Below are 25,797 nucleotides of genomic sequence, written 5' to 3'. Positions count from 1 at the left end.
TTAATCATTTGAAACCCGTGCCACTTTTCCTTGCTCGATATATACAAGTAAAATCGATATATCTGAAGGATTAACTCCAGAAATTCTTGATGCTTGCCCTACCGATAATGGTCTTACCTCTTTAAGCTTTTCCTTTGCTTCTGTAGCAATACCTTGAATGGCATCGTAATCAATATTTTCTGGAATGGTTTTATTATCCATCTTTTGCATTTTTTCAATTTGTTGACGTGATTTTGCAATATATCCTTCATACTTTATTTGAATCTCGACTTGTTCTTCCACATCAACAGGTAAAGCTTCTTCAGGTTCTGTTAGCCCTTTAATAACTTGATACGTGATTTCAGGACGTTTTAACAGATCTGCAGCACTGACCGCTTCCCTTAGTTCTTTACCTCCAGATTCTCTAATGACACTTTGAACGGCTTCTGAAGGCTTTATAATTACCTTTCGTAATCTTTTCTTTTCCTCTTCAATTAATCGTTTTTTGGCTATGAACTTTTGATAGCGTTCATCTGATATTGTCCCTAATTTATAGCCGATTTCCGTTAATCTTAAATCAGCATTATCATGACGTAAAATCAAACGATATTCCGCCCGTGAAGTTAGTAAACGATAGGGCTCATTGGTGCCTTTTGTTACTAAATCATCAATTAGAACCCCGATATATGCCTGTGAACGATCCAAAATGAGAGTTTCTTTATCCAATGCTTTTGCAGCGGCATTAATACCAGCCATAATCCCTTGAGCTGCTGCCTCTTCATAACCAGATGTTCCGTTAATTTGTCCCGCAGTAAATAATCCTTCAATTTTCTTGGTTTCTAGTGTAGGCCATAATTGAGTAGGCACAATAGCATCATACTCAATTGCATAACCCGCTCGCATAATTTCTGCTTTCTCAAGCCCTGGGATTGTTTCTAACATTTTCTTTTGTACGTCTTCTGGTAATGAAGTAGATAAACCTTGGACATAAACCTCCTCTGTGTTTCTTCCCTCGGGTTCAAGGAAAATTTGGTGTCGCGGTTTATCATGAAAACGAACGATTTTATCTTCAATAGATGGACAATACCTTGGCCCCGTTCCTTTAACCGCCCCTGAATACATAGCAGAGCGATTCAAATTATCATCAATAATCTGATGAGTAAATTCACCTGTATACGTTAACCAACAAGGCAGTTGATCAGTAATAAACTCTGTTGTTTCATATGAAAAGGCTCTTGGTTCATCTTCACCAGGTTGAATTTCCGTTTTAGAATAATCAATCGTATGACTGTTTACTCGTGGAGGGGTCCCTGTTTTAAAACGAACAATATCAAAGCCAAGCTCCTCTAATTGTTCTGATAAAGTAATGGTTGGGCGCTGATTATTAGGTCCACTCGCATAAGATATATCCCCAATAAGAACCTTCCCTCGCATAAATGTTCCTGTTGTCACAATCACGGTTTTGGCACGGTAAACGGCCTTTGTTTCAGTCACTACGCCTTGGCAAACTCCATCTTCAACAAGTATTTTTTCAACCATTCCCTGTCTAAGTGTTAAATTCTCTTGGTTTTCCAGTGTTTTTTTCATTTCAGATTGGTATAGCACTTTATCAGCTTGAGCTCTGAGTGCTCTTACTGCTGGTCCTTTACTCGTGTTTAACAAACGCATTTGGATATGGGTCTTATCAATATTTTTCCCCATTTGTCCTCCAAGTGCATCAATCTCTCTAACCACTACTCCCTTTGCCGGTCCACCAATTGATGGGTTACATGGCATAAAGGCAATCAAATCTAAATTTAACGTTAACATTAAGGTGTTAGCGCCCCGTTTGGCGGCAGCAATACCTGCTTCTACACCAGCATGCCCTGCGCCAATAACGATAACGTCATAATTTCCCGCTTCATACATATTATTTTCGCTCCTTACTGACTGTTATTTACCTAAGCAGAATTGTGAAAACAACTGATCAATCAAACTTTCTTGTACAGTGTCTCCGATAATTTCACCTAAAATCTCCCACGTTCTGGTTACATCAATTTGTACAATATCAATCGGTAATCCTGCTTCCATACCGTCCATCGCCTCTTGTAAAGCATTTCTTGCACTTTTTAGAAGTTGAATGTGACGAGCATTTGAAACATAGGTTAAATCTGCCGTATTTAAATCCCCTTCGAAAAATAAATTGGCAATAGCGGCTTCAATTTCGTCAATTCCCTTTTCCTTAATGATGGCTGATTGAATAATCGGGACATCACCAGCTACTTGTCTAACCTCTTCTAAATCTAATTTTTGCGGAAGGTCTGTTTTATTAATAATGACCACCTTATCCATACCTTTGGCAGCCTCAAATAAGCGTTTGTCTTCTTCTGTAAACTCATCACCATAGTTTAAAACAAGTAAGATTAAGTCTGCCTCTTTTAAAACCTGGCGTGAGCGTTCCACACCTATTTTCTCTACAATATCTTCTGTATCACGAATTCCTGCTGTATCCACTAATCTAAGGGGTACACCACGTACATTGACATATTCCTCAATAACATCCCTTGTGGTACCTGGGATTTCCGTAACAATAGCTTTATTTTCATGAGCTAATGCATTCAATAAAGAGGATTTCCCCACATTCGGTCTCCCAATAATCGCGGTTGCAATCCCTTCTCGTAATATCTTCCCTTGTTTTGCAGTTTCTAGTAATTGTTCAATTTGCTCTAGTACCTTCTTGGATTTTTCTATCAGTATTCTGTTGGTCATTTCTTCAACATCATCATATTCAGGATAATCAATGTTCACTTCAACATGCGCAACAGTTTCCAACAATTCTTGGCGGAGAGTTTGAATCAGCATTGATAAACGTCCATCCATTTGCTTAAGAGCTATATTCATTGCACGATCTGTTTTCGCACGAATGAGATCCATAACAGCTTCTGCTTGAGATAAATCAATTCGTCCATTTAGAAAAGCTCTTTTTGTAAATTCACCAGGCTCAGCTAACCTTGCCCCATTTGATAGCACAAGCTCCAAAACCCGATTAACAGATACGAGCCCTCCATGACAGTTGATTTCCACAATATCCTCTCGAGTAAAGGTTTTGGGACCTCGCATAACCGTTACCATAACTTCTTCCACAAGCTCATCAGTTTCAGGATCAATTAATTTCCCATAATGAATGGTATGTGAAGATAATTCCTCGAGATCCTTGCCCTGAAATACTTGATTAGCAATGGAAACTGCATTTTCTCCACTTAACCGAACAATTGCTATAGCACCTTCACCAATTGGGGTAGATATAGCCGAAATTGTATCTGTATCCACTACCCTTTCACCTCACATGATTTTAAAATATATATGTTTTAAGAAAAGATTATTTTTATGGTCACTAACTTATTAGATTACCACATAATGGAGTCATTTGAAAAATATACGCTCTGTGTGGATAAGTTTTTTTGAAGCTATCCTTTCACTTTTATCCACATGTGAATAACTTTCACACACTTCACTTCTAGTCAATACTCTTATTTTGTACATTCTATTCGCCGGGAATACCAAAAGCAAAGAAAAACACCTCCCAATGACGGAAGGTGTCCATAAACTAAATCATAATTATTCAGGTTTAATAACAACGCGTCGATTCGGTTCTACTCCATCTGAGTAAGTAGAAACCTTTTGATAATTTTGTAGAGCCGTATGAATAACTTTGCGTTCATATGAAGGCATAGGCTCTAATAAAACTTCCTTTTGAATACGTACAGCCTTTTGGGCTAAACGATCTGCTAGCTGTTTAAGTGTGTCATTTCGTCTGCCACGATACCCTTCAGCATCGACGATAACGGTCTTATAACGATCTATGTTTTTATTCACCACTAGCTGCGTTAAATACTGCAACGCATTTAATGTTTGACCACGTTTTCCAATTAACATGGCAATTTTATCCCCTGAAAGCTCATATTGAATCTCTTTATCATTTTTGATGACATTCAGATCTACTTCGATCCCCATTTTTTCTGCTATCTGGCGAAGGTACTCCTCGCCCTCTTTTGATTTATCAGCCAAAAGACTTACTTTTACGATGGCTGGTTTTGAACCAAAAAGACCAAAAACGCCTTTTTTTCCTTCATCAATAATATCAACCTCAACTCGTTCCTTGGTTGTTTCGAGTTTTTCTAAGGCAGATTGAATGGCTTCCTCAACGGTTTGGCCAGTAGCAGTTACTTGTCTCACTTTTTCGCTCCCCCATCGTTATCATCTTTTTTTAATGGACGATGTATGAAGAAAGTTTGTCCAACCATAAATAAGTTACCGATTACCCAGTATAAAGCAAGTGCAGCTGGGAAGAAAAATGCAAATACACCAATCATAATCGGCATTACATAAAGCATCATTTGCATTTGCGGATTATTTGACGTAGGATTTCCCATCATCATAAGCTTTTGTTGTAAGAACGTTGTTGCTGCTGCAATAATTGGCAGAATCGGATCTGGTGTTCCTAATTCAAACCATAAAAATGTACCTTCTTTAATGACTTCAGAACGATAGATAGCATGGTAAAAGGCAATTAATATCGGCATTTGTACAATAATTGGCAAACACCCTGCCATTGGATTAACCCCATGCTTTTGGAAAAGCTGCATCGTTTCTTGTTGTAATTTTTGTTGTGTTGTTGCATCTTTAGAACTGTACTTTTCTCTTAAAGCCTTCATTTCTGGTTGGATTTCCTGCATGGCTTTCGAAGACTTCAATTGTTTTATGTTTAATGGAAGTAACACGAGACGTATGAGAATGGTAACGACAATAATCCCAAGCCCATGACTACCATTGAATACATCCGAAATATAAACAATTAATTGATGTAGTGGCCATACAAAATAATTAGCCCAAATACCTTCCGTTTCTTTATTGATCGGTGTATTCACATCCATACAACCGGATAAGAAAAACACCATTCCAATAAGAATTGCAATGATCCATATCTTTTTTCGCAACATATTTCCTCCTTAACTGCTCACCTACTATGTACATGCTATTTGTATTTTACCACTGTACCCATATACAAATCTATATGAAAAGTTAGCATTTCACCTTTGAAAATAATTTCGATTTTCGGAAAATGTGAGTTAAGCTTTTCTTAACTTCAAAAAAGCTAAGATCCTTTGCTGGGTTTCTAGCAATAACAACATAATCAAAGTCTTGTTTTATACAATCCTCAAGCTCTAAAAAGGCCTGTCTCAAGTATCTTTTCACTTGATTTCTTACAACAGCATTCCCAATCCTTTTACCTACTGATAAACCAATACGAAAATGTGTCTGATTTGGCTTAGGATAGAAATAAAGGACAAACTGCCGATTAGCGAAAGATTTACCTTTTTTAAACACAGCCTGAAATTCTTCATTCTTCTTTATTCTATATGCTTTTCTCATTAGTAAAACCACTCCAGCTAGAGATAAAGCTATTATTCCCTTTTCAAATAATCAACATAACCTCTATTGAACTAAATTATACCTTGTAAGTTTTAGCCTATCTAATAGTAAAAAAAAGACCACTGAAAATGTCAGCGGCCTATGCAGATAGGTTCTTTCTTCCTTTACGACGACGACGAGCTAAAACTTTACGGCCATTTTTTGAACTCATACGAGATCTAAAACCATGAACTTTACTACGCTTACGTTTTTTAGGTTGATAAGTGCGTTTCATTATATATACACCTCCTGAGGAAAGTTGTATTTAGTCTAGGAATAACATCATTACCTTAATGGTAATCTTTTTTAACCCTTATCCATATTAACAATACGGAAAAGTGTAAGACAATCCAATTAATTATACTCAAATTTATAAATAAATGTCAAATCCTATTTAAAAACAATAGCTTGTCCACAACTGTTATATAATAGGTTCATTCTCAAGATGATTTGTGTCGTTCAAACTGCTTTTCTCAATTATCCACATCACATGTTAACGATATTTTTTCCCATTTTAGACTATCCACAACAATTATCGACAAATCATACACAAAATATAGTGTTGTTGATAAAAATTATCTACAATAACTTGGATTTGTGGATAACTATTCAAAACCCATTGAAACTAAAGGATTTATTTGGTATTATATTTGTGTTTAACTCATTCATAAAAGATCATATTGTTTATTCTATCCACAGACTGTGGATAGTGTGTGGACATTCATACACAACCATGTTTACGAAACTATTAACATTTTTGTGGATAATGTCGATAAATGTCTAAATCATTTTAAGGACCTTGTTTTACTATCCACAAGGCTTTTTTCGTGTTTAAGAAAAAATTAGCTAGTAGAGTCAACATATTAACCAATATATGTGTGCCAATAGTTATATATGATTCAGATAGCCATTTATCTTGAAATTATCCCCTCAAGGAGAGAGGTGAGCAGTATTGGAGAATATTGAGGAGTTGTGGACTAAAACTCTTGAAAATATTGAACAGAAAATAAGTAAACCAAGCTTTGATACTTGGCTTAAATCAACGGAAGCAAAGTCGTTAGAAAATAACATGATTGTAATTGCAGCTCCGAATGAATTTGCTCGAGATTGGTTGGAAAATAGTTATTCTGAGTTAATATCAAACACTTTACAAGAAGTAACTGGAACGGCATTAAAACCTAAATTCATTATTCCAGATACAGAAAAAGAAGAAGAACCAAAAAAGAGTGTTCAACCAAAACCTAATGTCAGTAATGATTCAAATGGTTCGATCAAAAGTATGCTCAATTCTAAATATGTTTTTGATACATTTGTAATCGGCTCTGGAAACCGTTTTGCCCATGCCGCTTCATTGGCAGTAGCAGAAGCCCCAGCGAAAGCCTATAACCCACTTTTTATTTATGGTGGAGTTGGCTTAGGTAAAACTCACCTTATGCATGCCATTGGGCACTATGTTTTGGAGCATAATTCACAAGCAAAGGTGGTTTACCTTTCATCTGAAAAATTTACAAATGAATTTATTAATTCCATTCGTGATAATAAAGCCGTCGATTTTCGTAATAAATATCGAAATGTTGATGTTCTTTTAATTGATGATATCCAATTTTTAGCTGGAAAAGAATCGACACAAGAGGAATTTTTCCATACGTTTAATTCCTTACATGAAGAAAATAAACAAATTGTCATTTCTAGTGATCGACCACCTAAGGAAATACCAACCTTAGAAGATCGCCTACGCTCTCGTTTTGAGTGGGGGTTAATTACTGATATTACCCCTCCTGACTTAGAAACGAGAATTGCAATCTTGAGAAAAAAGGCAAAAGCAGATGGTCTCGACATCCCGAATGAAGTGATGCTTTATATTGCAAATCAGATTGATACCAATATACGAGAGCTTGAAGGTGCCTTAATCCGTGTTGTTGCATATTCTTCGTTGATTAACCAGGATATAGATGCTTCAGTTGCAGCAGATGCACTTAAAGACATTATTCCAAGCTCTAAACCTAAAACCATCACCATTCAATCAATTCAGGAGACGGTTGGGGATATTTATAATGTTAAATTAGAGGATTTTGCAGCCAAAAAGCGTACAAAATCTATTGCCTTTCCTAGACAAATTGCCATGTACTTAGCACGGGAAATGACAGACTTCTCTCTCCCTAAGATAGGAGAGGAATTTGGAGGTAGAGATCATACGACTGTCATCCATGCACACGAAAAAATTGCTAAAATGATAGCTGATGATCAACAACTTAATAGAGAAATTGAAGAAGTGAAAGAAAAAATTAAACAAAGATAACTCTGGATATTGTGAATAACTATTACACATCTATACACAGTCTATCCACATGTGGATAGACTTTATTTACCTGCAAGTTGATGAGTTATACACAAATCCACAGTCCCTATTAGTTCTATTACTATCTTTTTTATAAAAAATAATAATATATATACCTTCTTAGGAGGAATTTTGAAAATGAAATTTAACGTCCAACGAAATCAATTGATGGAAAGTGTACAAGATGTAATGAAGGCTATTTCATCTAAAACAGCTATACCCATTTTAAGTGGCATGAAAATTGACGTAACAGAAGAAGGAGTTAAATTAACAGGAAGTGATTCTGATATTTCAATTGAATCCTTTGTTCCAGCAGAGGAAGAAGGAATTGTTTATGTAGAAAACATTGAACCTGGAAGTATTGTATTACAAGCTAAGTATTTTCCTGAAATTGTTCGTAAACTCCCCGAACAAACTGTTGAAATAGAATCCGATGAACAATTCAATGTAACCATTAGATCTGGAAGCGCAGAATTTAATCTAAATGGACAAGATGCACAGGAATATCCACAGCTACCAAAGCTCCATACAGAAAATAGTTTTGAATTATCTGTGGACCTTTTAAAAGATTTAATTCGCCAAACAGTATTCGCCGTTTCCACATCAGAAACAAGACCGATATTAACAGGTGTAAACATGTCCATTAAGGATCAAAAGCTACAGTTTGTTGCAACGGATAGTCATCGTTTAGCAGGTAGAAGTATTCCATTAGAGGATTCAGCAAACAAGGAGCTCTTTTCAAATATTGTCATTCCTGGTAAAAGCTTGAATGAACTTAACAAAATTTTAGATGATACCCAAGAAAAGATTGAAATTAGTGTTACAGAAAACCAAATTCTATTTAGAACCAAGCACTTAAATTTCCTTTCTCGACTATTGGATGGTAATTATCCTGAAACATCTAGACTCATTCCTGAACAAAGCAAAACCAATGTTATGATTGATTCTAAAGAATTATTGCACTCGATTGATCGCGCTAGCTTACTAGCCAAAGAGAGTCGGAATAATGTCGTAAAATTGACTACTAAAGAGAATACATCTATTGAAATTTCAAGTAATTCACCAGAGGTAGGAAAAGTTTTTGAAGAGGTTACAGCAGATACCATCGAAGGAGAAGAATTAAAAATATCTTTTAGTGCAAAATATATGATGGATGCCTTAAAAGCCATAAATTCAGAAAAAGTGAACATCTCATTTACAGGAGCTATGCGCCCATTTATTATCAAGCCGGCAGAACATGAAGATGAAATTTTACAGCTGATCCTACCAGTGAGGACTTATTAAGAATATGAATTTTATGGAAAGCAAGGTAACCCCTTGCTTTCTTATTGTTTTGAAGACGCCTAAAGCTTTTCTTAACAAAGATTATCCTTATACCCCCCAATTATGTTATCATTGAGTAGGAAATAGTTAGAACGGAAGATTAGGTGATATCAATGAGTGAACCTATTGAAATTTCTACAGATACCATTGCATTAGGTCAGTTTTTAAAGCTTGCTAATGTCATTGAGTCAGGCGGTATGGCGAAATGGTTTTTGCAGGAATTTGACGTGTTCGTAAACGATGAATTAGAGGACCGTAGAGGAAAAAAATTAAAAATTGGTGATGTGGTCAAAGTTGAAGGGATTGGCTCTTTCGAAGTGGTTGAAGATGAGTAAATCCTTCGCCTTAAAGGGAGATTTGTATGCATATTAACGAAATATCGCTAACCAATTATCGTAATTATGAAAAGTTACACTTAAACTTTGATCATAAAATCAATGTCATTATCGGCGAAAATGCTCAAGGAAAAACCAACTTGATGGAATCCATCTATGTTTTAGCATTTACCAAATCTCATCGAACGGCTCGAGATAAAGAATTGATAAAATGGGATGAAGATTATGCTAAAATAGAGGGTAGTATTGTGAAACGAAATCGCTCCTTTCCTCTTGAAGTGATTTTATCGAATAAAGGGAAAAAAGCTAAGTTTAATCACATCGAACAGAAAAAGCTAAGTAATTATATTGGTGCTTTTAATGTTGTGATGTTTGCGCCAGAGGATTTAAATTTAGTGAAAGGAAGTCCACAAGAACGACGCCGATTTATTGATATGGAAATTGGACAAATACAACCCATATATGTATATCATCTCGGACAGTTCCAGAAGGTTTTAAAGCAACGAAATGCCCTATTAAAAGACTATCAAAGAAAAATAGAGATGGATCGAACCATGCTGCGTGTTTTAACCGAACAGTTAATTGAACATGCGGCAATTATTATTGAGAAGAGATTTCAGTTCCTAAGGCTATTAAGGAGCTGGGCAAAGCCAATACATCAAGGGATTAGTCGTGACTTAGAACAGCTAGAGATTGCTTACGATGTTAGCGTGGATGTATCAGAAGATATGGATTTGTCAAAAATAGTAAAAGTATTAGAACAACAGTTTCAAGCTATTGAAACAAGAGAGATAGAAAGAGGTTCAACGTTAGTTGGTCCTCACCGTGATGATTTGATTTTCTATGTAAACGAAAAAGAAGTACAAAGATATGGCTCACAGGGACAACAAAGAACCACTGCTTTATCATTGAAGTTGGCTGAAATAGAACTTATTCATAAGGAAGTCGGGGAATATCCAGTTCTATTATTAGATGATGTATTAAGTGAATTAGATGATCATAGACAATCGCATCTTTTGAATACAATTCAAGGTAAAGTGCAGACCTTTGTATCTACAACTAGTGTTGATGGAATTGAACATGAAACGTTAAAACAAGCAGAAATGTTTTATGTCCAGCAGGGAGCAGCTTTAAAAGAAGGGTGAGGTTCAGTATGTTTATACATATTGGGGAAGAGCATGTGATTCAATCTAAGGACGTTGTGGCCATTATAGATTGTGACTTATTAACATCGTCTTCAATTGTTGATGAGATGATTATGAATCAAAAAAGGAATCAAAAAGTGATTGATTCCTCCTACGATCAAGCTAAGTCCATTGTAGTAACAACGGAATTTATTTATTTTAGTACGTTATCCGTTACAACACTGAAAAAACGATCAAGTTTGACCTCTACTTTGGATAAATTAGAGGATTTTTCTGATGAGTATGAAGAGTAACGCATACTCATGTTAAGAAATTTTGGATGAAACTAAGAAACGAAGGTGTGAACCTGATGACGATGGAAGATAAATTAAACGAACAAGCATATGATGAAAATCAAATACAAGTACTTGAAGGTCTAGAGGCTGTACGAAAACGACCTGGTATGTATATTGGTTCAACAAACGAAAAAGGACTCCATCATTTAGTATGGGAAATTGTTGATAACAGTATTGATGAGGCACTTGCAGGCTATTGTGACCATATCCAAATTATTATCGAAAAAGATAATAGCATTACCGTCATTGATAATGGTCGTGGTATTCCAGTTGGTATGCACGAAAAACAAGGTCGACCAGCTGTTGAAGTCATCTTAACGGTATTACACGCTGGTGGAAAATTTGGCGGTGGCGGCTATAAGGTTTCTGGTGGTTTACATGGTGTAGGTGCCTCAGTGGTGAATGCCTTATCCACAGAGTTAGAGGTTTTTGTACACCGTGATGGAAAAATTCATTATCAGAAATTTAATCGCGGTATTCCTGCAGAGGATTTAAAGATTATTGGAGATACAGAAATAACGGGTACACGCATTCACTTCACACCAGATCCCGAAATTTTCAATGAAACTACCGAGTACCAATACGATACATTGGCTCAGCGTGTTCGGGAATTGGCTTTTCTAAACAAAGGAATTACCATTTCGATTGAAGATAAACGTGGAGATAGAGAACCACAGGCTTTCCACTATGAAGGTGGAATATCCTCCTATGTGGAACACTTAAACCGTACTCGTGAGACTATTCATGAACCATTTTATACAGAGAGTGAAATGGATAATATCTCCGTTGAAATTGCCCTCCAATATAACGATGGGTTCGCTAGTAATATATACTCCTTCGCCAATAATATTCACACATACGAAGGAGGAACTCATGAATCAGGCTTTAAAACTGGGTTAACACGTGTCATTAACGACTACGCTCGTAAAAATCAAATGTTTAAAGAAAATGACCCAAATTTAACTGGTGATGATGTTCGAGAAGGTCTAACAGCTATTGTATCGATTAAACATGAAGACCCTCAGTTTGAAGGACAAACCAAAACAAAACTAGGAAACAGTGAAGTTCGAACAGTTACGGATTCTCTTTTTAGTGAGAACTTTTCAAAATTTTTATTTGAAAACCCTGATGTCGCTAAGAAAATTGTAGAAAAGGGACTTATGGCCTCTCGTGCAAGAGCAGCTGCTAAAAAGGCGCGTGAGCTCACGCGAAGAAAAAGTGCTTTGGAAGTGTCTAATTTACCTGGTAAGCTTGCGGACTGTTCCTCTAAGGATGCAACCATTAGTGAATTATATATCGTTGAGGGGGATTCAGCGGGTGGATCAGCTAAACAAGGTCGAGATCGTCACTTTCAAGCGATTTTACCTCTCCGTGGAAAAATTATAAACGTGGAAAAAGCGCGATTAGATAAAATTTTATCCAATAATGAAGTTCGAGCGATGATTACGGCCCTAGGTACAGGGATTGGTGAGGACTTTGATATTGAAAAGGCTCGTTATCATAAAGTCATTATTATGACAGATGCGGATGTCGATGGTGCTCACATCAGAACCCTACTTCTCACCTTTTTCTATCGCTATATGAGGCCCTTAGTTGAAAAGGGATATATATATATTGCACAACCGCCATTATATAAAATTCAACAGGGTAAAGCAGTTTATTATGCCTATAGCGATAACGAGATGGAAGCTAAATTAGGCGAGTTATCGAAAACGCCTAAACCAGGTTTACAGCGTTATAAGGGTCTAGGGGAAATGAACCCGACTCAGCTTTGGGAAACGACGATGGCTCCTGAATCACGGACTCTACTTCAAGTGAACTTAGAGGATGCAATGGGAGCTGACGAGACTTTTGAAATCTTAATGGGAGATAAAGTTGAACCACGTCGTGACTTTATTCAAGAAAATGCCCGTTATGTGAAGAACTTAGATATTTAGATTCTAAAGTCAAAGGGAACAGTCGCCTAAACTTTTCAAAGTTGTCTAGCTTCGGCTACCCAGTCGCCTACGCTTTTCTATGAAGGAGGAATTTCAATGGTGGATCAGCAACGTCCACAGGTTCAAGAAATAAACATTAATAAAGAAATGCGAACTTCATTTTTAGATTATGCTATGAGTGTTATTGTTGCTCGTGCTCTTCCGGATGTTCGTGATGGATTAAAGCCTGTACATCGTAGAATATTATATGCCATGCATGACTTAGGTATGCATGCGGATAAGGCTTATAAAAAGTCAGCTCGTATCGTGGGTGAGGTCATTGGTAAGTATCATCCACACGGGGACTCAGCCGTTTATGAGGCCATGGTAAGAATGGCACAAGATTTTAACTATCGTTATATGCTTGTAGATGGACATGGAAACTTTGGTTCTGTAGATGGGGACTCCGCAGCTGCCATGCGTTATACAGAGGCTCGAATGTCCAAGATTTCAATGGAAATTTTGAAAGATATCAATAAAGATACCATTGATTATGCTGATAACTATGATGGGACTGAAAGAGAACCCGTTGTACTTCCGGCAAAATTTCCTAATTTATTAGTAAATGGCGCATCAGGAATTGCAGTTGGAATGGCGACCAATATTCCTCCACATCAGTTGGGAGAAGTGATTGATGCTGTTTTAGCCGTCAGTAAAAATCCTGATATTACAATTCAAGAATTAATGGATGATTATATCTATGGTCCAGACTTTCCAACAGGTGGTCAAATTTTAGGACGCAGTGGTATTCGAAAGGCTTATGAAACAGGTAAAGGCTCCATTACTATTCGAGCCAAAGCTGAGATTAATGAGATGGCTAATGGGAAGTCATCCATAATTGTCTCAGAGCTTCCATTCCAGGTAAACAAAGCTAGATTAATTGAGAAAATTGCGGAGTTGGTCCGTGATAAGAGAATAGACGGTATTACCGATTTACGTGATGAATCTGATCGTGAAGGTATGCGGATTGTTATTGAGCTTCGCCGGGATGTAACGCCAAATGTGGTGTTAAATAACCTGTATAAGCAAACGGCGTTACAAACCAGCTTTGGAATCAATACGTTAGCCTTAGTTAATGGTGAACCTAAGGTATTGAATTTAAAACAAACCCTTGTCTATTACTTAGACCACCAAAGGGAAGTCATTAAACGTAGAACAGCCTATGAATTACGAAAGGCTGAAGCTAGAGCACATATCCTAGAAGGATTAAGAGTTGCTCTAGATCATCTTGATGAGGTTATTTCTCTAATCCGTAATTCAGAGACGACAGATATAGCTAAAGAAGGTTTAATGACAAATTTTGAACTGTCTGATAAGCAAGCACAAGCCATTTTAGATATGCGTCTGCAACGTCTGACAGGACTTGAACGTGAAAAGATTGAAAATGAATATAAAGAGCTTGTTGACTTAATTGCTGAATTAAAAGCCATTCTAGCGGATGAGGAAAAGGTATTAGAAATCATTCGTGAAGAATTACTAGAAATTAAAGAGCGCTTCAATGATGAAAGAAGATCAGAAATCGTTGTTGGTCAAACCGATTTCATTGAGGATGAGGACTTAATCCCTGAGGAAACAATTGTGATTACCTTAACTCACAAAGGATATATTAAGCGTCTACCTGCCTCAACCTATCGAACACAACGACGAGGTGGTCGCGGTGTTCAGGGTATGGGAACCAATGAAGATGATTTTGTTGAGCATTTAATTTCAACTTCCACCCATAACACGGTATTGTTCTTCTCTAATAAAGGGAAGGTTTATAAAACGAAGGGCTATGAGATCCCTGAATTTGGACGAACAGCGAAGGGAATCCCAATTGTTAATGTACTTGAAGTAGAAAAGGGAGAATGGATTAATGCCGTTATTGCGATTGAAGAATTTTCGGAAGACTGGTATCTATTCTTTACAACCCAATACGGAATTTCAAAGCGAACCTCCTTATCACAGTTTGCTAATATTCGTAAGGGTGGACTTCGGGCTATTAACCTAAGAGACGAGGATGAGCTTATTTCTGTACGCTTAACCGATGGATCTAAGCACATTATGATTGGAACAAAACAAGGCTACCTTATCCGTTTTGAAGAGCAGGATGTTCGACCAATGGGAAGAACAGCTGCTGGTGTTAAGGGTATAACGTTAAGGGATGAGGATGACAAAGTTGTTTCCATGGAAATCTTAGAGGAAGACTCCCAGGTACTAACCGTTACGAGTAAAGGGTTCGGTAAACGTACAAATGCGGATGACTATCGAATTACGAACCGTGGTGGTAAAGGGATTATTACGTGTAATTTAACAGATAAAAATGGCCATGTGGTGGCAGTCAAAGCTGTTACTGGTGATGAGGATTTAATTCTTATAACTGAAAGTGGAATGCTTATTCGTATGTCTGTAGAGGGAATATCTGAAACAGGACGGAACACACAAGGTGTCAAGCTGATTCGTCTTGATGATGGCGAAGAGGTTGCCACAGTAGCTAGAATTGAAAATGAAGATGATGAAGAAGAAGATGTGGAAGATGAGGAAATACAAGATTCCACTGAAGAGGTAAATGACGAAAAAGAGCAAGAGTCAAATACAGAAGTAGATGAAACAGAAGATGGAGAGTCTACGGAGTAATTTGCCATCATATGAGAGGACACAACTAATATGGTTGCTGTCCTCTTTTTTACACAATTATTGAAGGGATGGGGCTGAGGAAGTTGCGTGTTGAACCAAATCAATTAAAGCCAGGCTGTGTAGTAATGAAAAATGTAGTTGGAAAGACGATGAAACCTATTTTGCCCAAGGATACCGTGATTAAACCTATTCATATAAATGTATTAAAACATTTTCAAATTAAGGAAATTGAAGTTGCCAACACATTTGAAGATGGTGAAGAATTTAAACCAGAATTAATGGAACAACAAAATGTTGACGAGAATCAACCTCCACAAACTTCCTTTATAGAGGAGTATGAAACTTGTGTTTTAGAAACGAAACAAATGTTTAAATTGTGGCAGGAACGGAGCCCTATCGATTATACAAGGATTCGTGAATTACTTATCCCTATCGTCTTAAAGGCAGAAGGCAATCCTAAAATCATTTTCTCATTACATCATCTTGTTGAAAAAGAGGATTACTTTTATCATCATTTTGTAGCGAAGGCATTAATATCTGCCTTTCTTGCTCAAAAATTAAACTACTCCCAAGGGGAAAGAATACAGATTGCACTCGCAGCTTACCTAAGTGATGTAGGTATGGCTTATCTTGATGAACAATTGCTATATAAGAATGCAAGGTTAACAGAAGATGAATTTAAACAGGTGAAAAACCACCCTGTTTACTCCTACCGTAAAGTTGAAAATATCAAGGCCTTAAAATATGATGCCAAAATAGCTATTCTACAGCATCATGAACGATTAGATGGAAGTGGCTATCCTTTGGGGCTAAAACAGCCTCAGATTCATCTGTATTCTAAAATTATTGCTGTTAGTGACGTATTCCATGCTATTACGTCAGAACGTTTATATAAACAAAAGCAATCTCCCTTTAAGGTTGCTGAAGATATTCAAATTGACCAAGCAGGAAAGCTTGATTTTGAAGTCGTCAATAAACTTGTTCAAAGTTTATCGAGTTTTTCCAATGGCACTAGAGTTCGTTTGTCTGACGGACGTGAAGGTGAAATTGTATTTATGGATAAAAAAGAACCAACTCGACCTATTGTTCGTTTAGGCCATAATGATGAAATGATGGTTTTAAAACAAAATCCACAACTACATATTGAGGACATCTTATTGTAAGCTGTACCGATTATGCTTTTCATTTTGATTGTATAAATAATAGCCAAGCATAATCGGTGTTTTTTTAGCAGTAATATTTAAAAAGTGAAGAATGAACGGATAGTCATTGCTCCCATAAGTATGGAGCAATTCCCCCCACCATTCTGTTTCATATCTACAAATCATACTTAAATTATATAGCAGTAGAAAATGTGCCATTACTTCATGAAATGGATAGGTGTACTGGCGATTTTTCATTAAATAATAATGCTGATCGTCCATATTTAAATACAATGTATTACTTTCAAATGGATAAAGGGGATAACTTAAATCTATTGAAAATTTCTCGGATTTAAGGTTAACCTCAGTCGCTTGTGGTATCAACATGTTTATTTTTTGAATAAATCGGCTTTCAGAGATATGCCATTCATTTAAGATTTCCTCTGGAATTTGCAGCTTTCCTTCTTGATAATGTCCAATTTTAAACTGTTCATTTTCCTTACTATCAACCTGAAACAGGTCGTTCATTTCCGGTATTCTTTTATAAAGTGAATTCATTGAAAACTTATCCTTAGGCAATTGCTGAATGTCAAAGAGATGATTGGTAAAGTAAGGAAACAGTCCATTTTGCTGGATTTTTACCTCGTCCTGTAAGAAGAGATAGGATTGTTTTTTTCGTTTACGTGTTGAAACTCCATGTGCTAGTAAACTTGTATTTTCGGGATAATGAGGTCTTACCGTTAGTAGACAGGTTTTGATTAATTGTGTCATTCCATAAAATAACAAAACTGGTTGAATGGAAATCGGAACATTTTTAGCTTGCTGTAAATAGGTTTCTGCATGTTCTAAGTAGTAAATAAACCGATCAGCATTTTCAAAGCTAAGCCGTTCACTATCTTGATATTCATGTTTTAAGTAGCAATTTTGTAAATAGGTTTGGACAAAGGGAATGGATTTAAGCTGATGAAAAAAAGCTGTAATCTCTTGACGATTTACCATACAAAAATTCTCCTCACCTGTAAGAACTCCTTGAAAAAAAGCAAAAATTAGCGTATTGTATATTAAAAATCTTGAGTTTGCGCTTTAATATCTATCGTAAAACATAGTGTAACCAGAATGATTTGAAATCATAAATGAGGGGGCTAATTATGCGGGAGGACAAGTTTGCAAAGGAAGGTTTAACGTTTGATGATGTTCTTTTATTGCCAGCAGAATCTGAGGTTTTACCAAGAGATGTAGATGTGTCCACTACATTGTCTTCAAAACTAAAGCTGAATATTCCATTAATCAGTGCAGGTATGGACACGGTAACAGAGGCTGAAATGGCTATTTCTATTGCTAGACAAGGTGGATTAGGGATTATTCATAAAAATATGTCCATTGAAGAGCAGGCTGAACAAGTAGATCGAGTGAAAAGGTCAGAAAATGGTGTTATTACAAACCCGTTTTTCTTAACACCTGAGCACCAGGTTTATGATGCTGAGCATTTGATGGGAAAATATCGAATCTCAGGTGTCCCAATTGTCAATAATGAGGAAGACCAAAAGTTGGTAGGCATCATTACCAACCGTGACTTACGGTTTATTCACGATTATTCCATTCAAATTGCAGACGTTATGACATCTGAGAATTTGGTTACGGCTCCAGTTGGGACAACCGTTGAAGATGCAGGATATCTGTTGGAAACATATAAAATTGAAAAACTACCATTAGTAGACGATCAAAACCACCTTAAAGGGCTTATTACGATTAAGGATATTGAAAAAGTGATTGAATTCCCAAATGCGGCAAAGGATGAGCAAGGACGTTTGTTAGTTGGTGCAGCCGTAGGAGTTACATCAGATACTATGCTTCGAATCGAAAAGCTTATAGAAGCGGGCGTTGATGTGATTGTGATTGATACAGCACATGGACATTCAAAAGGTGTACTCGATCAAGTTCGTGTTATTCGAGATACCTATCCTGATTTAGATTTGATTGCAGGTAATGTGGCAACACCTGAGGGAACAAGGGCTTTAATTGAGGCTGGGGCCAATATTGTGAAAGTTGGAATTGGTCCAGGTTCCATTTGTACAACAAGAGTTGTGTCTGGTATTGGTGTACCACAGATTACAGCTGTCTTTGATTGTGCCAATGAGGCAGAGAAACATGGGGTAAGCATTATTGCAGATGGTGGTATTAAATATTCTGGTGAGATTGTTAAGTCCCTTGCAGCCGGTGGACATGCAGTCATGCTGGGAAGTCTTTTTGCTGGTGTATCAGAGAGTCCTGGTGAAACGGAAATCTATCAAGGAAGGCAGTTTAAAGTATACCGTGGTATGGGGTCCGTTGGTGCCATGAAGGCCGGTTCAAAGGATCGCTATTTCCAATCAGAATCTGATACGAAAAAATTAGTCCCAGAAGGCATAGAAGGACGTGTCCCCTATAAAGGTCCATTAGCTGACACCATCCATCAGCTAATAGGTGGTCTACGGTCAGGAATGGGATACTGTGGAACAGGCACTCTATCCTCACTGAGAGAGGATTCTAAATTTATCCGTATTACAAATGCTGGGTTAAGAGAAAGTCACCCACATGATGTCCAAATTACAAAAGAAGCTCCCAATTATTCTGTTTAGTCCTTTTTACCTATTCGATAAAATAGACAGTGACTCGTCACTGTCTATTTTTTTCGGTTTATATTGATAAGACAACTAGGAAAATATCAAGTTTTCTAAATGATTTCTATATGATAAAATTGCTAAGGTATAAATAAAAATGGTGGAGGTAAATTTAGAATGAAAAAGTCAATTCAAGCAATATATATGGTTACACTGGCCATGCTTGTAACAATCGTTTCGCTGTTTCCAGCACCTATGACAACACACGCAGCACCATCGGACATTAAAGCAAAATCAGCAATATTAGTGGATGCAGAAACGGGTAAAATATTATATGAAAAAGAAGCCGATTTAGCATTGCCTCCAGCCAGTATGACGAAAATGATGACTGAATACTTGGTATTAGAGGCAATTTCAAACGGTGATATTAGCTGGGATGATACGTTTCAAATAAGTGACTATGCCCACTCTTTATCACAAAATGAAGCCTTTTCTGGATATTTCTTAGAAAAAAATAAAGATTACACAGTTGAACAATTATATACCGCAATGGCGGTAAACTCTGATAACGCTACTACGGTTGCCTTAGCGGAAATCGTAGCAGGATCAGAAGGCGAGTTTGTTAAAATGATGAATCAGAAGGCAAAAGAAATGGGCCTTCCTGATGCGGAATTTGTAAACTCAACGGGATTAGGAAATAGTGACTTAGGTGAGAACTACCCAGAAGGGACAAGCCCTGACGCAGACAACTATTTATCAGCAAAGTCTGCAGCCCTATTAGCCTTTCATCTAGTCAATGATTACCCAGAAGCTCTTGATTACTCCAGTATAAAGGAGTATGAGTTAGAGGGACAAAATAATCAAAACTGGAACTGGATGCTACCGAATATGCCAGGCTACTTAGAACAGTTTGGCTATGAGGGAGTAGACGGAATGAAAACAGGCTGGACGGATATGGCAGGCTACTGTTTTACAGGTACTGCCGAACGTAATGGCCAAAGATTGATTTCTGTTGTGATGCAGACTGATTCGGAGTCAGCTCGTTTTGAGGAAACAAGAAAGCTACTAGATTACGGCTTTAATCAATTTAAAGTACAAGAGATTTTCTCTGCAGGACATCAAGTTGAAGGCGAGTCTACGCTTAATGTAGCAAAAGGGAAAGAGGATACAGTTGAGCTTGCAACAGATGAACCAATCCGTGCAGTTGTGAAATCAGGCGAAGAAAAGCCATATGATATAAGTTTTGAAATTGATGAATCAAAGTTAAATGATGATGGTGAATTAACAGCTCCGATTAAAAAAGGCGAGTCTGTTGGTACAGCAAAAATCACCTATACAGGTGAAGAAAACTTCGGTTATATCACAGATGACTTAGCAGAAGGCCAGACAACAGCAAAAATCGTTACCCAAAGTGGTGTTGAAAAAGCGAACTGGTTTGTCTTAACCTTCAGAGCTATCGGTGACTTCTTTTCTGGAATTTTTTCAAGTGTAGCTGATTGGTTCACAGGTTTATTTTAATCTTATAGGAAAAGTAGGAATTTTGACGCAAGTACGTTAAAATAGAACTAAGTACTGTAATATAGTAATAACACTAGGGGAGGAAATCATCATGTCTAAAACAGGTACAGATCGAGTAAAACGTGGTATGGCTGAAATGCAAAAAGGCGGCGTCATTATGGACGTTGTCAATGCTGAGCAAGCGAAAATTGCTGAAGAAGCAGGTGCTGTAGCGGTTATGGCACTTGAAAGAGTTCCATCGGATATTCGCGCAGCCGGTGGAGTAGCAAGAATGGCTGACCCTACTATTGTAGAGGAAGTTATGAATGCTGTATCCATTCCAGTGATGGCAAAGGCTCGTATTGGCCATATCGTTGAAGCAAGAGTATTAGAATCATTAGGTGTAGACTATATTGACGAAAGTGAAGTTTTAACACCTGCTGATGAAATTTACCATATTAACAAAACGGATTACACGGTTCCATTTGTTTGTGGATGCCGTGATATTGGAGAAGCTGTTCGCCGTATTGGTGAAGGTGCTTCTATGCTACGTACAAAAGGTGAGCCTGGTACAGGTAACATTGTGGAAGCTGTTCGTCACATGCGTAAGGTTCAATCCCAAATTCGTGAAATCGTTGGACTTTCAGAGGATGAATTAATGGTTTATGCAAAAGAAACAGGTGCACCATTTGAGCTATTAAAGGAAATTAAATCAGAAGGTCGCCTCCCTGTCGTAAACTTTGCAGCAGGTGGAATTGCAACCCCATCAGACGCTGCATTAATGATGCAATTAGGTGCAGATGGTGTATTTGTTGGATCAGGAATCTTTAAATCTGAAAATCCTGCTAAATTTGCCCGTTCAATTGTAGAAGCGACTACACACTATGATGACTATAAGCTTATTGGTGAACTATCAAAAGGTCTTGGTACAGCGATGAAGGGGATTGAAATGTCTACCCTAACTCCAGCAGATCGCATGCAAGACCGAAGCAAATAAGGGGTCCTACATCATGACGAAAATTGGAGTACTTGGCTTACAAGGAGCTGTTCGTGAACATGTGCGTTCGTTAGAGGCATGTGGAGCAGAAGCCGTTGTGATCAAACGGAAGGAACAACTAGAAGAAGTAGAGGGTCTGATATTACCTGGTGGAGAAAGTACAACGATGAGACGTCTCATTGATAAATATGATTTTCTCGATGCCCTAAAAAACTTTGGACAATCTGGAAAACCGATGTTTGGTACATGTGCAGGCTTAATTTTATTAGCTAAGGAAATTGGTAGCATATCAACAGGTCACTTAGAATTAATGGATATAAAAGCAGAACGAAATGCTTTTGGCCGTCAACGTGAAAGCTTTGAAGCAGACATTGACTTAAAAGGAATTGCAGAAGGGTTTAATGCTGTCTTTATTCGGGCACCATATATTCTAGAAACTGGTGATGATGTTGAGATATTAGCTACGTATTATGATAAAATTGTAGCGGCTCAACAGGACCATTATTTAGCATGTGCATTCCATCCAGAACTAACGGATGACCATCGTTTCACCCAGCATTTTGTGGATATGGTGAAGCAAAGTCAGAAAAAACTTGCATCCTTATAGAAAAAAGGGTATATTATAAATCAACTAAATTGACTTTGACATAATCAAGCAAGATCGAATAAAGCTATGATAGGAACTAGTAGCAGGAAAGCTATCTAAAGAGAGTCGGTGTACGCTGGGAACCGATGTTAGCCTACTGTGAATCCATCCTTGAGCAGATATACTGAACCACTTTTAAGTAGGTATGTCCGGTTTACACCGTTATCGTAACCGAGTTGGAGGACAAATTTGTCTTCAATTAGGGTGGTATCGCGGGTAAAGTATAACTCTCGTCCCTTTATGTTAAAGGGACGGGAGTTTTTTTCGTACTTAAATAAAGTCTTTTAAGGAGGAAACAGATATGTTAGACATGAAATATTTACGCGAGCATTTTGCTGAACTGAAAGATAAGCTAAAGTATCGCGGAGAAGACTTAACTGATTTAGGCAAATTTGAAGAATGGGACAAACGTCGTCGTGAGCTCATTACAGAAAGTGAAGAATTAAAAGCAAAACGTAATGATGTATCAAAGCAAATTTCCGTATTAAAAAAAGAGAAAAAAGATGCAGACCATATGATTCAAGAAATGCGTCAAGTGGGCGAACGCATTAAAAGTCTAGATAATGAGTTAAAAGATATCGAAGACAATTTACAAACACTATTATTATCCATTCCGAACATTCCTCATGAGAGTGTACCAGTTGGGGAAAGTGAAGATGACAATGTGGAGGTTCGTACGTGGGGAGATGTTCCACAATTTGATCATGAACCAAAGCCACATTGGGATATTGCTGTTGATTTAGGCATGATTGATTTTGAACGAGCATCTAAGATTACAGGTAGTCGTTTTGCCTTTTATAAAGGGCTTGGAGCTAGATTAGAACGTGCATTATTAAACTTTATGATGGACCTACAGGTGGATGAACATGGCTATGAAGAGGCAATGCCACCATACATGGTGAACCGGGATAGCCTTATTGGTACTGGACAGCTACCTAAGTTTGAAGAGGATTTATTCAAAATTGCCGATTGGGATTACTATTTAATTCCAACAGCAGAGGTTCCTGTTACCAACTATCATCGTGATGAAATTTTATCAGAGGAAGATTTACCGAAAAAATTTGCTGCTTTTAGTGCTAATTTCCGGTCTGAGGCTGGTTCTGCTGGACGAGATACGAGAGGATTAATCCGTCAGCACCAGTTTAACAAGATTGAGCTTGTACAGCTTGTTAGACCTGAGGATTCTTATGATGTATTAGAAGAGCTAACAGGCCATGCTGAAAAGGTCCTTCAACTCCTTAAATTACCTTATCGTGTTATGAGCATGTGTACAGGAGATCTCGGTTTTACGGCAGCAAAGAAGTATGATATTGAAGTTTGGATTCCAAGCTCAAATACGTACCGTGAAATCTCTTCTTGTTCAAACTTTGAGGATTTCCAGGCTCGTCGTGCTAAGATTCGTTTCCGTCGTGAAGCTAAAGGGAAACCAGAATATGTTCATACGTTAAATGGGTCTGGTTTAGCGATTGGTAGAACCGTGGCAGCTATTATTGAGAACTATCAGCAAGAGGACGGATCTATTGTTGTACCTGAGGCGTTACGTCCATATATGGGCAATCGTGAGGTCATTAAGTAAATGTGGTCTTTTAGAGGGGGAATTGTCTATCCTCCTCTTTCTCCACATAAGTGTAAGAAAACTTAAACATTTCCATGATGGCTTGCACATCAAAAATTCATGTGTTATATTATTCAAGTGTCAGTCAAGGAGGAGTACCCAAGTCTGGCTGAAGGGATCGGTCTTGAAAACCGACAGGGGTGTCAAAGCCCGCGGGGGTTCGAATCCCTCCTCCTCCGCCATATAATATCAGCGTATAAAAATTGGAGATATACCGGACTTTAAGGAAAATCGTTACAGACAATGTAGCGATTTTTTTATGTTTGTAGGGATTTTTATTTTGTGGCCAGATTAGGGGGCCTAGACGATTAAATCTGTTAATTGCACCTAGAAAGCCCAAATTGCTCTCTCTCACCAGAACCCGACAAATTCATCCCATCAAAAAAGCTGCCCAATTAGGCAGCTTTTTTCATAACTTTATAAATGCGACGGTGTACGGTTTGTCGTAAACTTCCTTGAATGATGAATAAACTGATCAATTCTTTCTAAAATTGGATCAATCGAGGACTCATCATTAATAATGTCATAATCCGCAATATTAATCCGCATGACTGGACAAGCATTAAAGTTGTTAATCCAGTTTTGGTAACGGTCATACATTTCTTTCCAATAATCTATTGGTGTTTGTTTTTCCATTGGTCGTCCTCTTTTTTGAATTCGTTCTAATATATGATCAAAGGACCCATCCAAATAAATAAGTAAATCAGGATGTGGGAAATACGGTGTCATGACCATCGAGTCAAACAAGCTTTTATAGGTTTGATAGTCTACCTCTGACATGGTTCCTTTTTCGTAGTGCATCTTAGCAAAAATGCCCGTATCCTCATAAATGGAGCGGTCTTGAATAAAACCTCCACCATATTCAAAAATTCGTTTTTGCTCTTTAAAACGCTCTGCTAAGAAATAAATTTGAAGATGAAAGCTCCAACGTTCAAAATCATTATAAAATCGATCTAAATATGGATTGGTATCTACCTTTTCAAAGGAGGTCTTAAAGTTTAGCGCATTGGCTAAAGCTTTGGTCATCGTGGATTTCCCCACTCCAACTGTACCTGCTATGGTAATTACCGCATCATTTGGGATCGTATGTTTAGTACTCGATGTCATCATCGTACGACTTCCCCCTCTTTTAGTGAATTTTCCACTTTCTTGATGACGTATTGTAAGTCGTCCTTATTATTTACAAAATCAAGTTCATCCCCATTAAAACGAATGACAGGAATATTGGGATGATCTAGTTCAAATTGGTGCATAAAGGATTCATAATCATGGGATAGCTGCTGTAAATATGAGGCTTGTATATTTTGTTCTAATTCCCGACCACGAATCTCAATTCTTTTGAGTAGAGTATCTAAGCTGGCATGCAAGTAAATCATGACATTGGGTTTTGGCATATCCTCTGTCAGAATTTGATAAATTTGACTATACTTTTTATATTGGTCGTCCTTTAAGGTTCGTTTCGCAAATATCATATTTTTAGATATGTGATAATCGGAAACAACAGGCATGCCGTACTGTAAATATTTTGTATCTATATCTTCAAGCTGTTTATATCGATTACATAGAAAAAACATTTCCGTTTGAAAGCTCCATTCCTCGATGTTATCGTAGAATTTTCCAAGGAAAGGATTTTCTTCAACAATTTCTTTGAGAAGGTGAAAGTTGAAGTGGGCATTTATTTCTTTTGCCAACGAGGTTTTTCCTACACCAATTGGACCTTCAACTGCGATGAAAGGTATGTGTCCCATGACTTAAGCTCCCTTCGAGAACATGTAACAGTTTTAACAAAAAATAGACAGGTT

At 37.4% G+C, this 25,797-nt stretch carries 22 protein-coding genes, 1 tRNA gene and 1 other annotated feature; of the genes, 14 read left to right on the top strand and 9 right to left on the bottom strand.

Translation table 11 applies throughout. The annotated features are described in order from the left end of the window. The 6 genes from mnmG to rpmH form a co-directional block, all read right to left on the bottom strand. On the bottom strand, window positions 1-1,887 hold the full coding sequence (mnmG, locus tag GH754_RS16915; protein ID WP_153729839.1) for a tRNA uridine-5-carboxymethylaminomethyl(34) synthesis enzyme MnmG: 1,887 nt from the start codon (window positions 1,885-1,887) through the stop codon (window positions 1-3). A gap of 24 nt (window positions 1,888-1,911) precedes the next feature. Beyond that, the gene (gene mnmE, locus GH754_RS16910) at window positions 1,912-3,288 is read right to left on the bottom strand and encodes a tRNA uridine-5-carboxymethylaminomethyl(34) synthesis GTPase MnmE (protein WP_323742081.1); all 1,377 of its coding nucleotides are present in this window, start codon (window positions 3,286-3,288) and stop codon (window positions 1,912-1,914) included. A 288-nt stretch (window positions 3,289-3,576) separates the two neighbouring features. Continuing rightward, on the bottom strand, window positions 3,577-4,194 hold the full coding sequence (gene jag, locus GH754_RS16905; protein ID WP_323742080.1) for an RNA-binding cell elongation regulator Jag/EloR: 618 nt from the start codon (window positions 4,192-4,194) through the stop codon (window positions 3,577-3,579). Beyond that, complete coding sequence (spoIIIJ, locus tag GH754_RS16900) at window positions 4,191-4,955, bottom strand: YidC family membrane integrase SpoIIIJ (protein ID WP_153729838.1); 765 nt, start codon at window positions 4,953-4,955, stop codon at window positions 4,191-4,193. Before spoIIIJ ends, jag begins: the two co-directional genes overlap by 4 nt. 85 nt (window positions 4,956-5,040) lie before the next feature. After that, a complete protein-coding gene (gene rnpA / locus GH754_RS16895; RefSeq protein WP_153729837.1) occupies window positions 5,041-5,391 on the bottom strand; it encodes a ribonuclease P protein component in 351 nt (116 codons plus the stop codon). A 139-nt stretch (window positions 5,392-5,530) separates the two neighbouring features. After that, complete coding sequence (gene rpmH / locus GH754_RS16890) at window positions 5,531-5,665, bottom strand: 50S ribosomal protein L34 (protein ID WP_153729836.1); 135 nt, start codon at window positions 5,663-5,665, stop codon at window positions 5,531-5,533. A gap of 717 nt (window positions 5,666-6,382) precedes the next feature. Between rpmH and dnaA the strand changes: the two genes are divergently transcribed. From dnaA to GH754_RS16850, 8 genes are all read left to right on the top strand, one after another. Further along, on the top strand, window positions 6,383-7,729 hold the full coding sequence (dnaA, locus tag GH754_RS16885) for a chromosomal replication initiator protein DnaA (protein ID WP_153729835.1): 1,347 nt from the start codon (window positions 6,383-6,385) through the stop codon (window positions 7,727-7,729). Window positions 7,730-7,906: 177 nt separating this feature from the next. Next, window positions 7,907-9,052 carry a DNA polymerase III subunit beta gene (gene dnaN, locus GH754_RS16880; RefSeq protein WP_153729834.1) on the top strand — a complete coding sequence of 382 codons (1,146 nt, stop codon included), beginning with the start codon at window positions 7,907-7,909 and terminating at the stop codon, window positions 9,050-9,052. 152 nt (window positions 9,053-9,204) lie between these two features. Beyond that, a complete protein-coding gene (gene yaaA, locus GH754_RS16875; RefSeq protein ID WP_153729833.1) occupies window positions 9,205-9,426 on the top strand; it encodes a S4 domain-containing protein YaaA in 222 nt (73 codons plus the stop codon). Between the two features lie 26 nt (window positions 9,427-9,452). Then, window positions 9,453-10,571: a DNA replication/repair protein RecF gene (gene recF / locus GH754_RS16870; RefSeq protein WP_153729832.1), complete on the top strand. Its 1,119-nt coding sequence runs from the start codon at window positions 9,453-9,455 to the stop codon at window positions 10,569-10,571. An 8-nt stretch (window positions 10,572-10,579) separates the two neighbouring features. Next, entirely contained in the window at window positions 10,580-10,864 is a 285-nt protein-coding gene (remB, locus tag GH754_RS16865; RefSeq protein ID WP_153729831.1) for an extracellular matrix regulator RemB, read from the top strand. 62 nt (window positions 10,865-10,926) lie between these two features. Beyond that, the gene (gyrB, locus tag GH754_RS16860) at window positions 10,927-12,843 is read left to right on the top strand and encodes a DNA topoisomerase (ATP-hydrolyzing) subunit B (RefSeq protein WP_153729871.1); all 1,917 of its coding nucleotides are present in this window, start codon (window positions 10,927-10,929) and stop codon (window positions 12,841-12,843) included. 96 nt (window positions 12,844-12,939) lie between these two features. Further along, the gene (gene gyrA, locus GH754_RS16855) at window positions 12,940-15,498 is read left to right on the top strand and encodes a DNA gyrase subunit A (RefSeq protein ID WP_153729830.1); all 2,559 of its coding nucleotides are present in this window, start codon (window positions 12,940-12,942) and stop codon (window positions 15,496-15,498) included. An 83-nt stretch (window positions 15,499-15,581) separates the two neighbouring features. Next, entirely contained in the window at window positions 15,582-16,661 is a 1,080-nt protein-coding gene (locus GH754_RS16850) for an HD-GYP domain-containing protein (protein WP_194841394.1), read from the top strand. Here the strand turns inward: GH754_RS16850 and GH754_RS16845 are convergent. Further along, window positions 16,653-17,639 carry a YaaC family protein gene (locus tag GH754_RS16845; protein ID WP_153729828.1) on the bottom strand — a complete coding sequence of 329 codons (987 nt, stop codon included), beginning with the start codon at window positions 17,637-17,639 and terminating at the stop codon, window positions 16,653-16,655. The two genes, GH754_RS16850 and GH754_RS16845, sit on opposite strands and share 9 nt — an antisense overlap. 149 nt (window positions 17,640-17,788) lie before the next feature. Between GH754_RS16845 and guaB the strand changes: the two genes are divergently transcribed. From guaB to GH754_RS16815, 6 genes are all read left to right on the top strand, one after another. Next, entirely contained in the window at window positions 17,789-19,258 is a 1,470-nt protein-coding gene (gene guaB, locus GH754_RS16840) for an IMP dehydrogenase (protein WP_153729827.1), read from the top strand. 159 nt (window positions 19,259-19,417) lie between these two features. Further along, window positions 19,418-20,758: a D-alanyl-D-alanine carboxypeptidase family protein gene (locus GH754_RS16835; RefSeq protein WP_153729826.1), complete on the top strand. Its 1,341-nt coding sequence runs from the start codon at window positions 19,418-19,420 to the stop codon at window positions 20,756-20,758. A gap of 91 nt (window positions 20,759-20,849) precedes the next feature. Next, window positions 20,850-21,734: a pyridoxal 5'-phosphate synthase lyase subunit PdxS gene (pdxS, locus tag GH754_RS16830; RefSeq protein WP_153729825.1), complete on the top strand. Its 885-nt coding sequence runs from the start codon at window positions 20,850-20,852 to the stop codon at window positions 21,732-21,734. 13 nt (window positions 21,735-21,747) lie between these two features. Next, window positions 21,748-22,341: a pyridoxal 5'-phosphate synthase glutaminase subunit PdxT gene (gene pdxT / locus GH754_RS16825; RefSeq protein WP_153729824.1), complete on the top strand. Its 594-nt coding sequence runs from the start codon at window positions 21,748-21,750 to the stop codon at window positions 22,339-22,341. A gap of 57 nt (window positions 22,342-22,398) precedes the next feature. After that, window positions 22,399-22,621 (top strand) — a binding site (T-box leader). Window positions 22,622-22,681: 60 nt separating this feature from the next. Further along, window positions 22,682-23,956, top strand: a complete 1,275-nt coding sequence (serS, locus tag GH754_RS16820) for a serine--tRNA ligase (protein WP_153729823.1) — start codon at window positions 22,682-22,684, stop codon at window positions 23,954-23,956. 128 nt (window positions 23,957-24,084) lie between these two features. Then, window positions 24,085-24,177 (top strand) — tRNA-Ser (locus tag GH754_RS16815). A 235-nt stretch (window positions 24,178-24,412) separates the two neighbouring features. Here the strand turns inward: GH754_RS16815 and GH754_RS16810 are convergent. After that, a complete protein-coding gene (locus tag GH754_RS16810) occupies window positions 24,413-25,102 on the bottom strand; it encodes a deoxynucleoside kinase (protein WP_153729870.1) in 690 nt (229 codons plus the stop codon). Next, window positions 25,102-25,743: a deoxynucleoside kinase gene (locus GH754_RS16805; protein ID WP_153729822.1), complete on the bottom strand. Its 642-nt coding sequence runs from the start codon at window positions 25,741-25,743 to the stop codon at window positions 25,102-25,104. The genes GH754_RS16810 and GH754_RS16805 overlap by 1 nt, the downstream gene beginning before the upstream one ends. Window positions 25,744-25,797 lie beyond the last annotated feature (54 nt).

This window comes from Salinibacillus xinjiangensis (assembly GCF_009649735.1).
Taxonomy (GTDB): Bacteria; Bacillota; Bacilli; order Bacillales; family Alkalibacillaceae; genus Salinibacillus; species Salinibacillus xinjiangensis.
This window is presented reverse-complemented; position numbering and strand designations above follow the sequence as displayed.

What these genes read in the sequence shown, in the direction of transcription:
- recF (WP_153729832.1), top strand. Translation starts at nt 9,453, where the DNA reads ATGCATATTAACGAAATATCGCTAACCAATTATCGTAATTATGAAAAG.
- rnpA (WP_153729837.1), bottom strand. Translation starts at nt 5,391, where the DNA reads ATGAGAAAAGCATATAGAATAAAGAAGAATGAAGAATTTCAGGCTGTG.
- GH754_RS16845 (WP_153729828.1), bottom strand. Translation starts at nt 17,639, where the DNA reads ATGGTAAATCGTCAAGAGATTACAGCTTTTTTTCATCAGCTTAAATCC.
- mnmG (WP_153729839.1), bottom strand. Translation starts at nt 1,887, where the DNA reads ATGTATGAAGCGGGAAATTATGACGTTATCGTTATTGGCGCAGGGCAT.
- serS (WP_153729823.1), top strand. Translation starts at nt 22,682, where the DNA reads ATGTTAGACATGAAATATTTACGCGAGCATTTTGCTGAACTGAAAGAT.
- yaaA (WP_153729833.1), top strand. Translation starts at nt 9,205, where the DNA reads ATGAGTGAACCTATTGAAATTTCTACAGATACCATTGCATTAGGTCAG.
- GH754_RS16835 (WP_153729826.1), top strand. Translation starts at nt 19,418, where the DNA reads ATGAAAAAGTCAATTCAAGCAATATATATGGTTACACTGGCCATGCTT.
- pdxS (WP_153729825.1), top strand. Translation starts at nt 20,850, where the DNA reads ATGTCTAAAACAGGTACAGATCGAGTAAAACGTGGTATGGCTGAAATG.
- guaB (WP_153729827.1), top strand. Translation starts at nt 17,789, where the DNA reads ATGCGGGAGGACAAGTTTGCAAAGGAAGGTTTAACGTTTGATGATGTT.
- GH754_RS16805 (WP_153729822.1), bottom strand. Translation starts at nt 25,743, where the DNA reads ATGGGACACATACCTTTCATCGCAGTTGAAGGTCCAATTGGTGTAGGA.
- dnaN (WP_153729834.1), top strand. Translation starts at nt 7,907, where the DNA reads ATGAAATTTAACGTCCAACGAAATCAATTGATGGAAAGTGTACAAGAT.
- gyrA (WP_153729830.1), top strand. Translation starts at nt 12,940, where the DNA reads ATGGTGGATCAGCAACGTCCACAGGTTCAAGAAATAAACATTAATAAA.
- pdxT (WP_153729824.1), top strand. Translation starts at nt 21,748, where the DNA reads ATGACGAAAATTGGAGTACTTGGCTTACAAGGAGCTGTTCGTGAACAT.
- GH754_RS16810 (WP_153729870.1), bottom strand. Translation starts at nt 25,102, where the DNA reads ATGACATCGAGTACTAAACATACGATCCCAAATGATGCGGTAATTACC.
- gyrB (WP_153729871.1), top strand. Translation starts at nt 10,927, where the DNA reads ATGGAAGATAAATTAAACGAACAAGCATATGATGAAAATCAAATACAA.
- rpmH (WP_153729836.1), bottom strand. Translation starts at nt 5,665, where the DNA reads ATGAAACGCACTTATCAACCTAAAAAACGTAAGCGTAGTAAAGTTCAT.
- remB (WP_153729831.1), top strand. Translation starts at nt 10,580, where the DNA reads ATGTTTATACATATTGGGGAAGAGCATGTGATTCAATCTAAGGACGTT.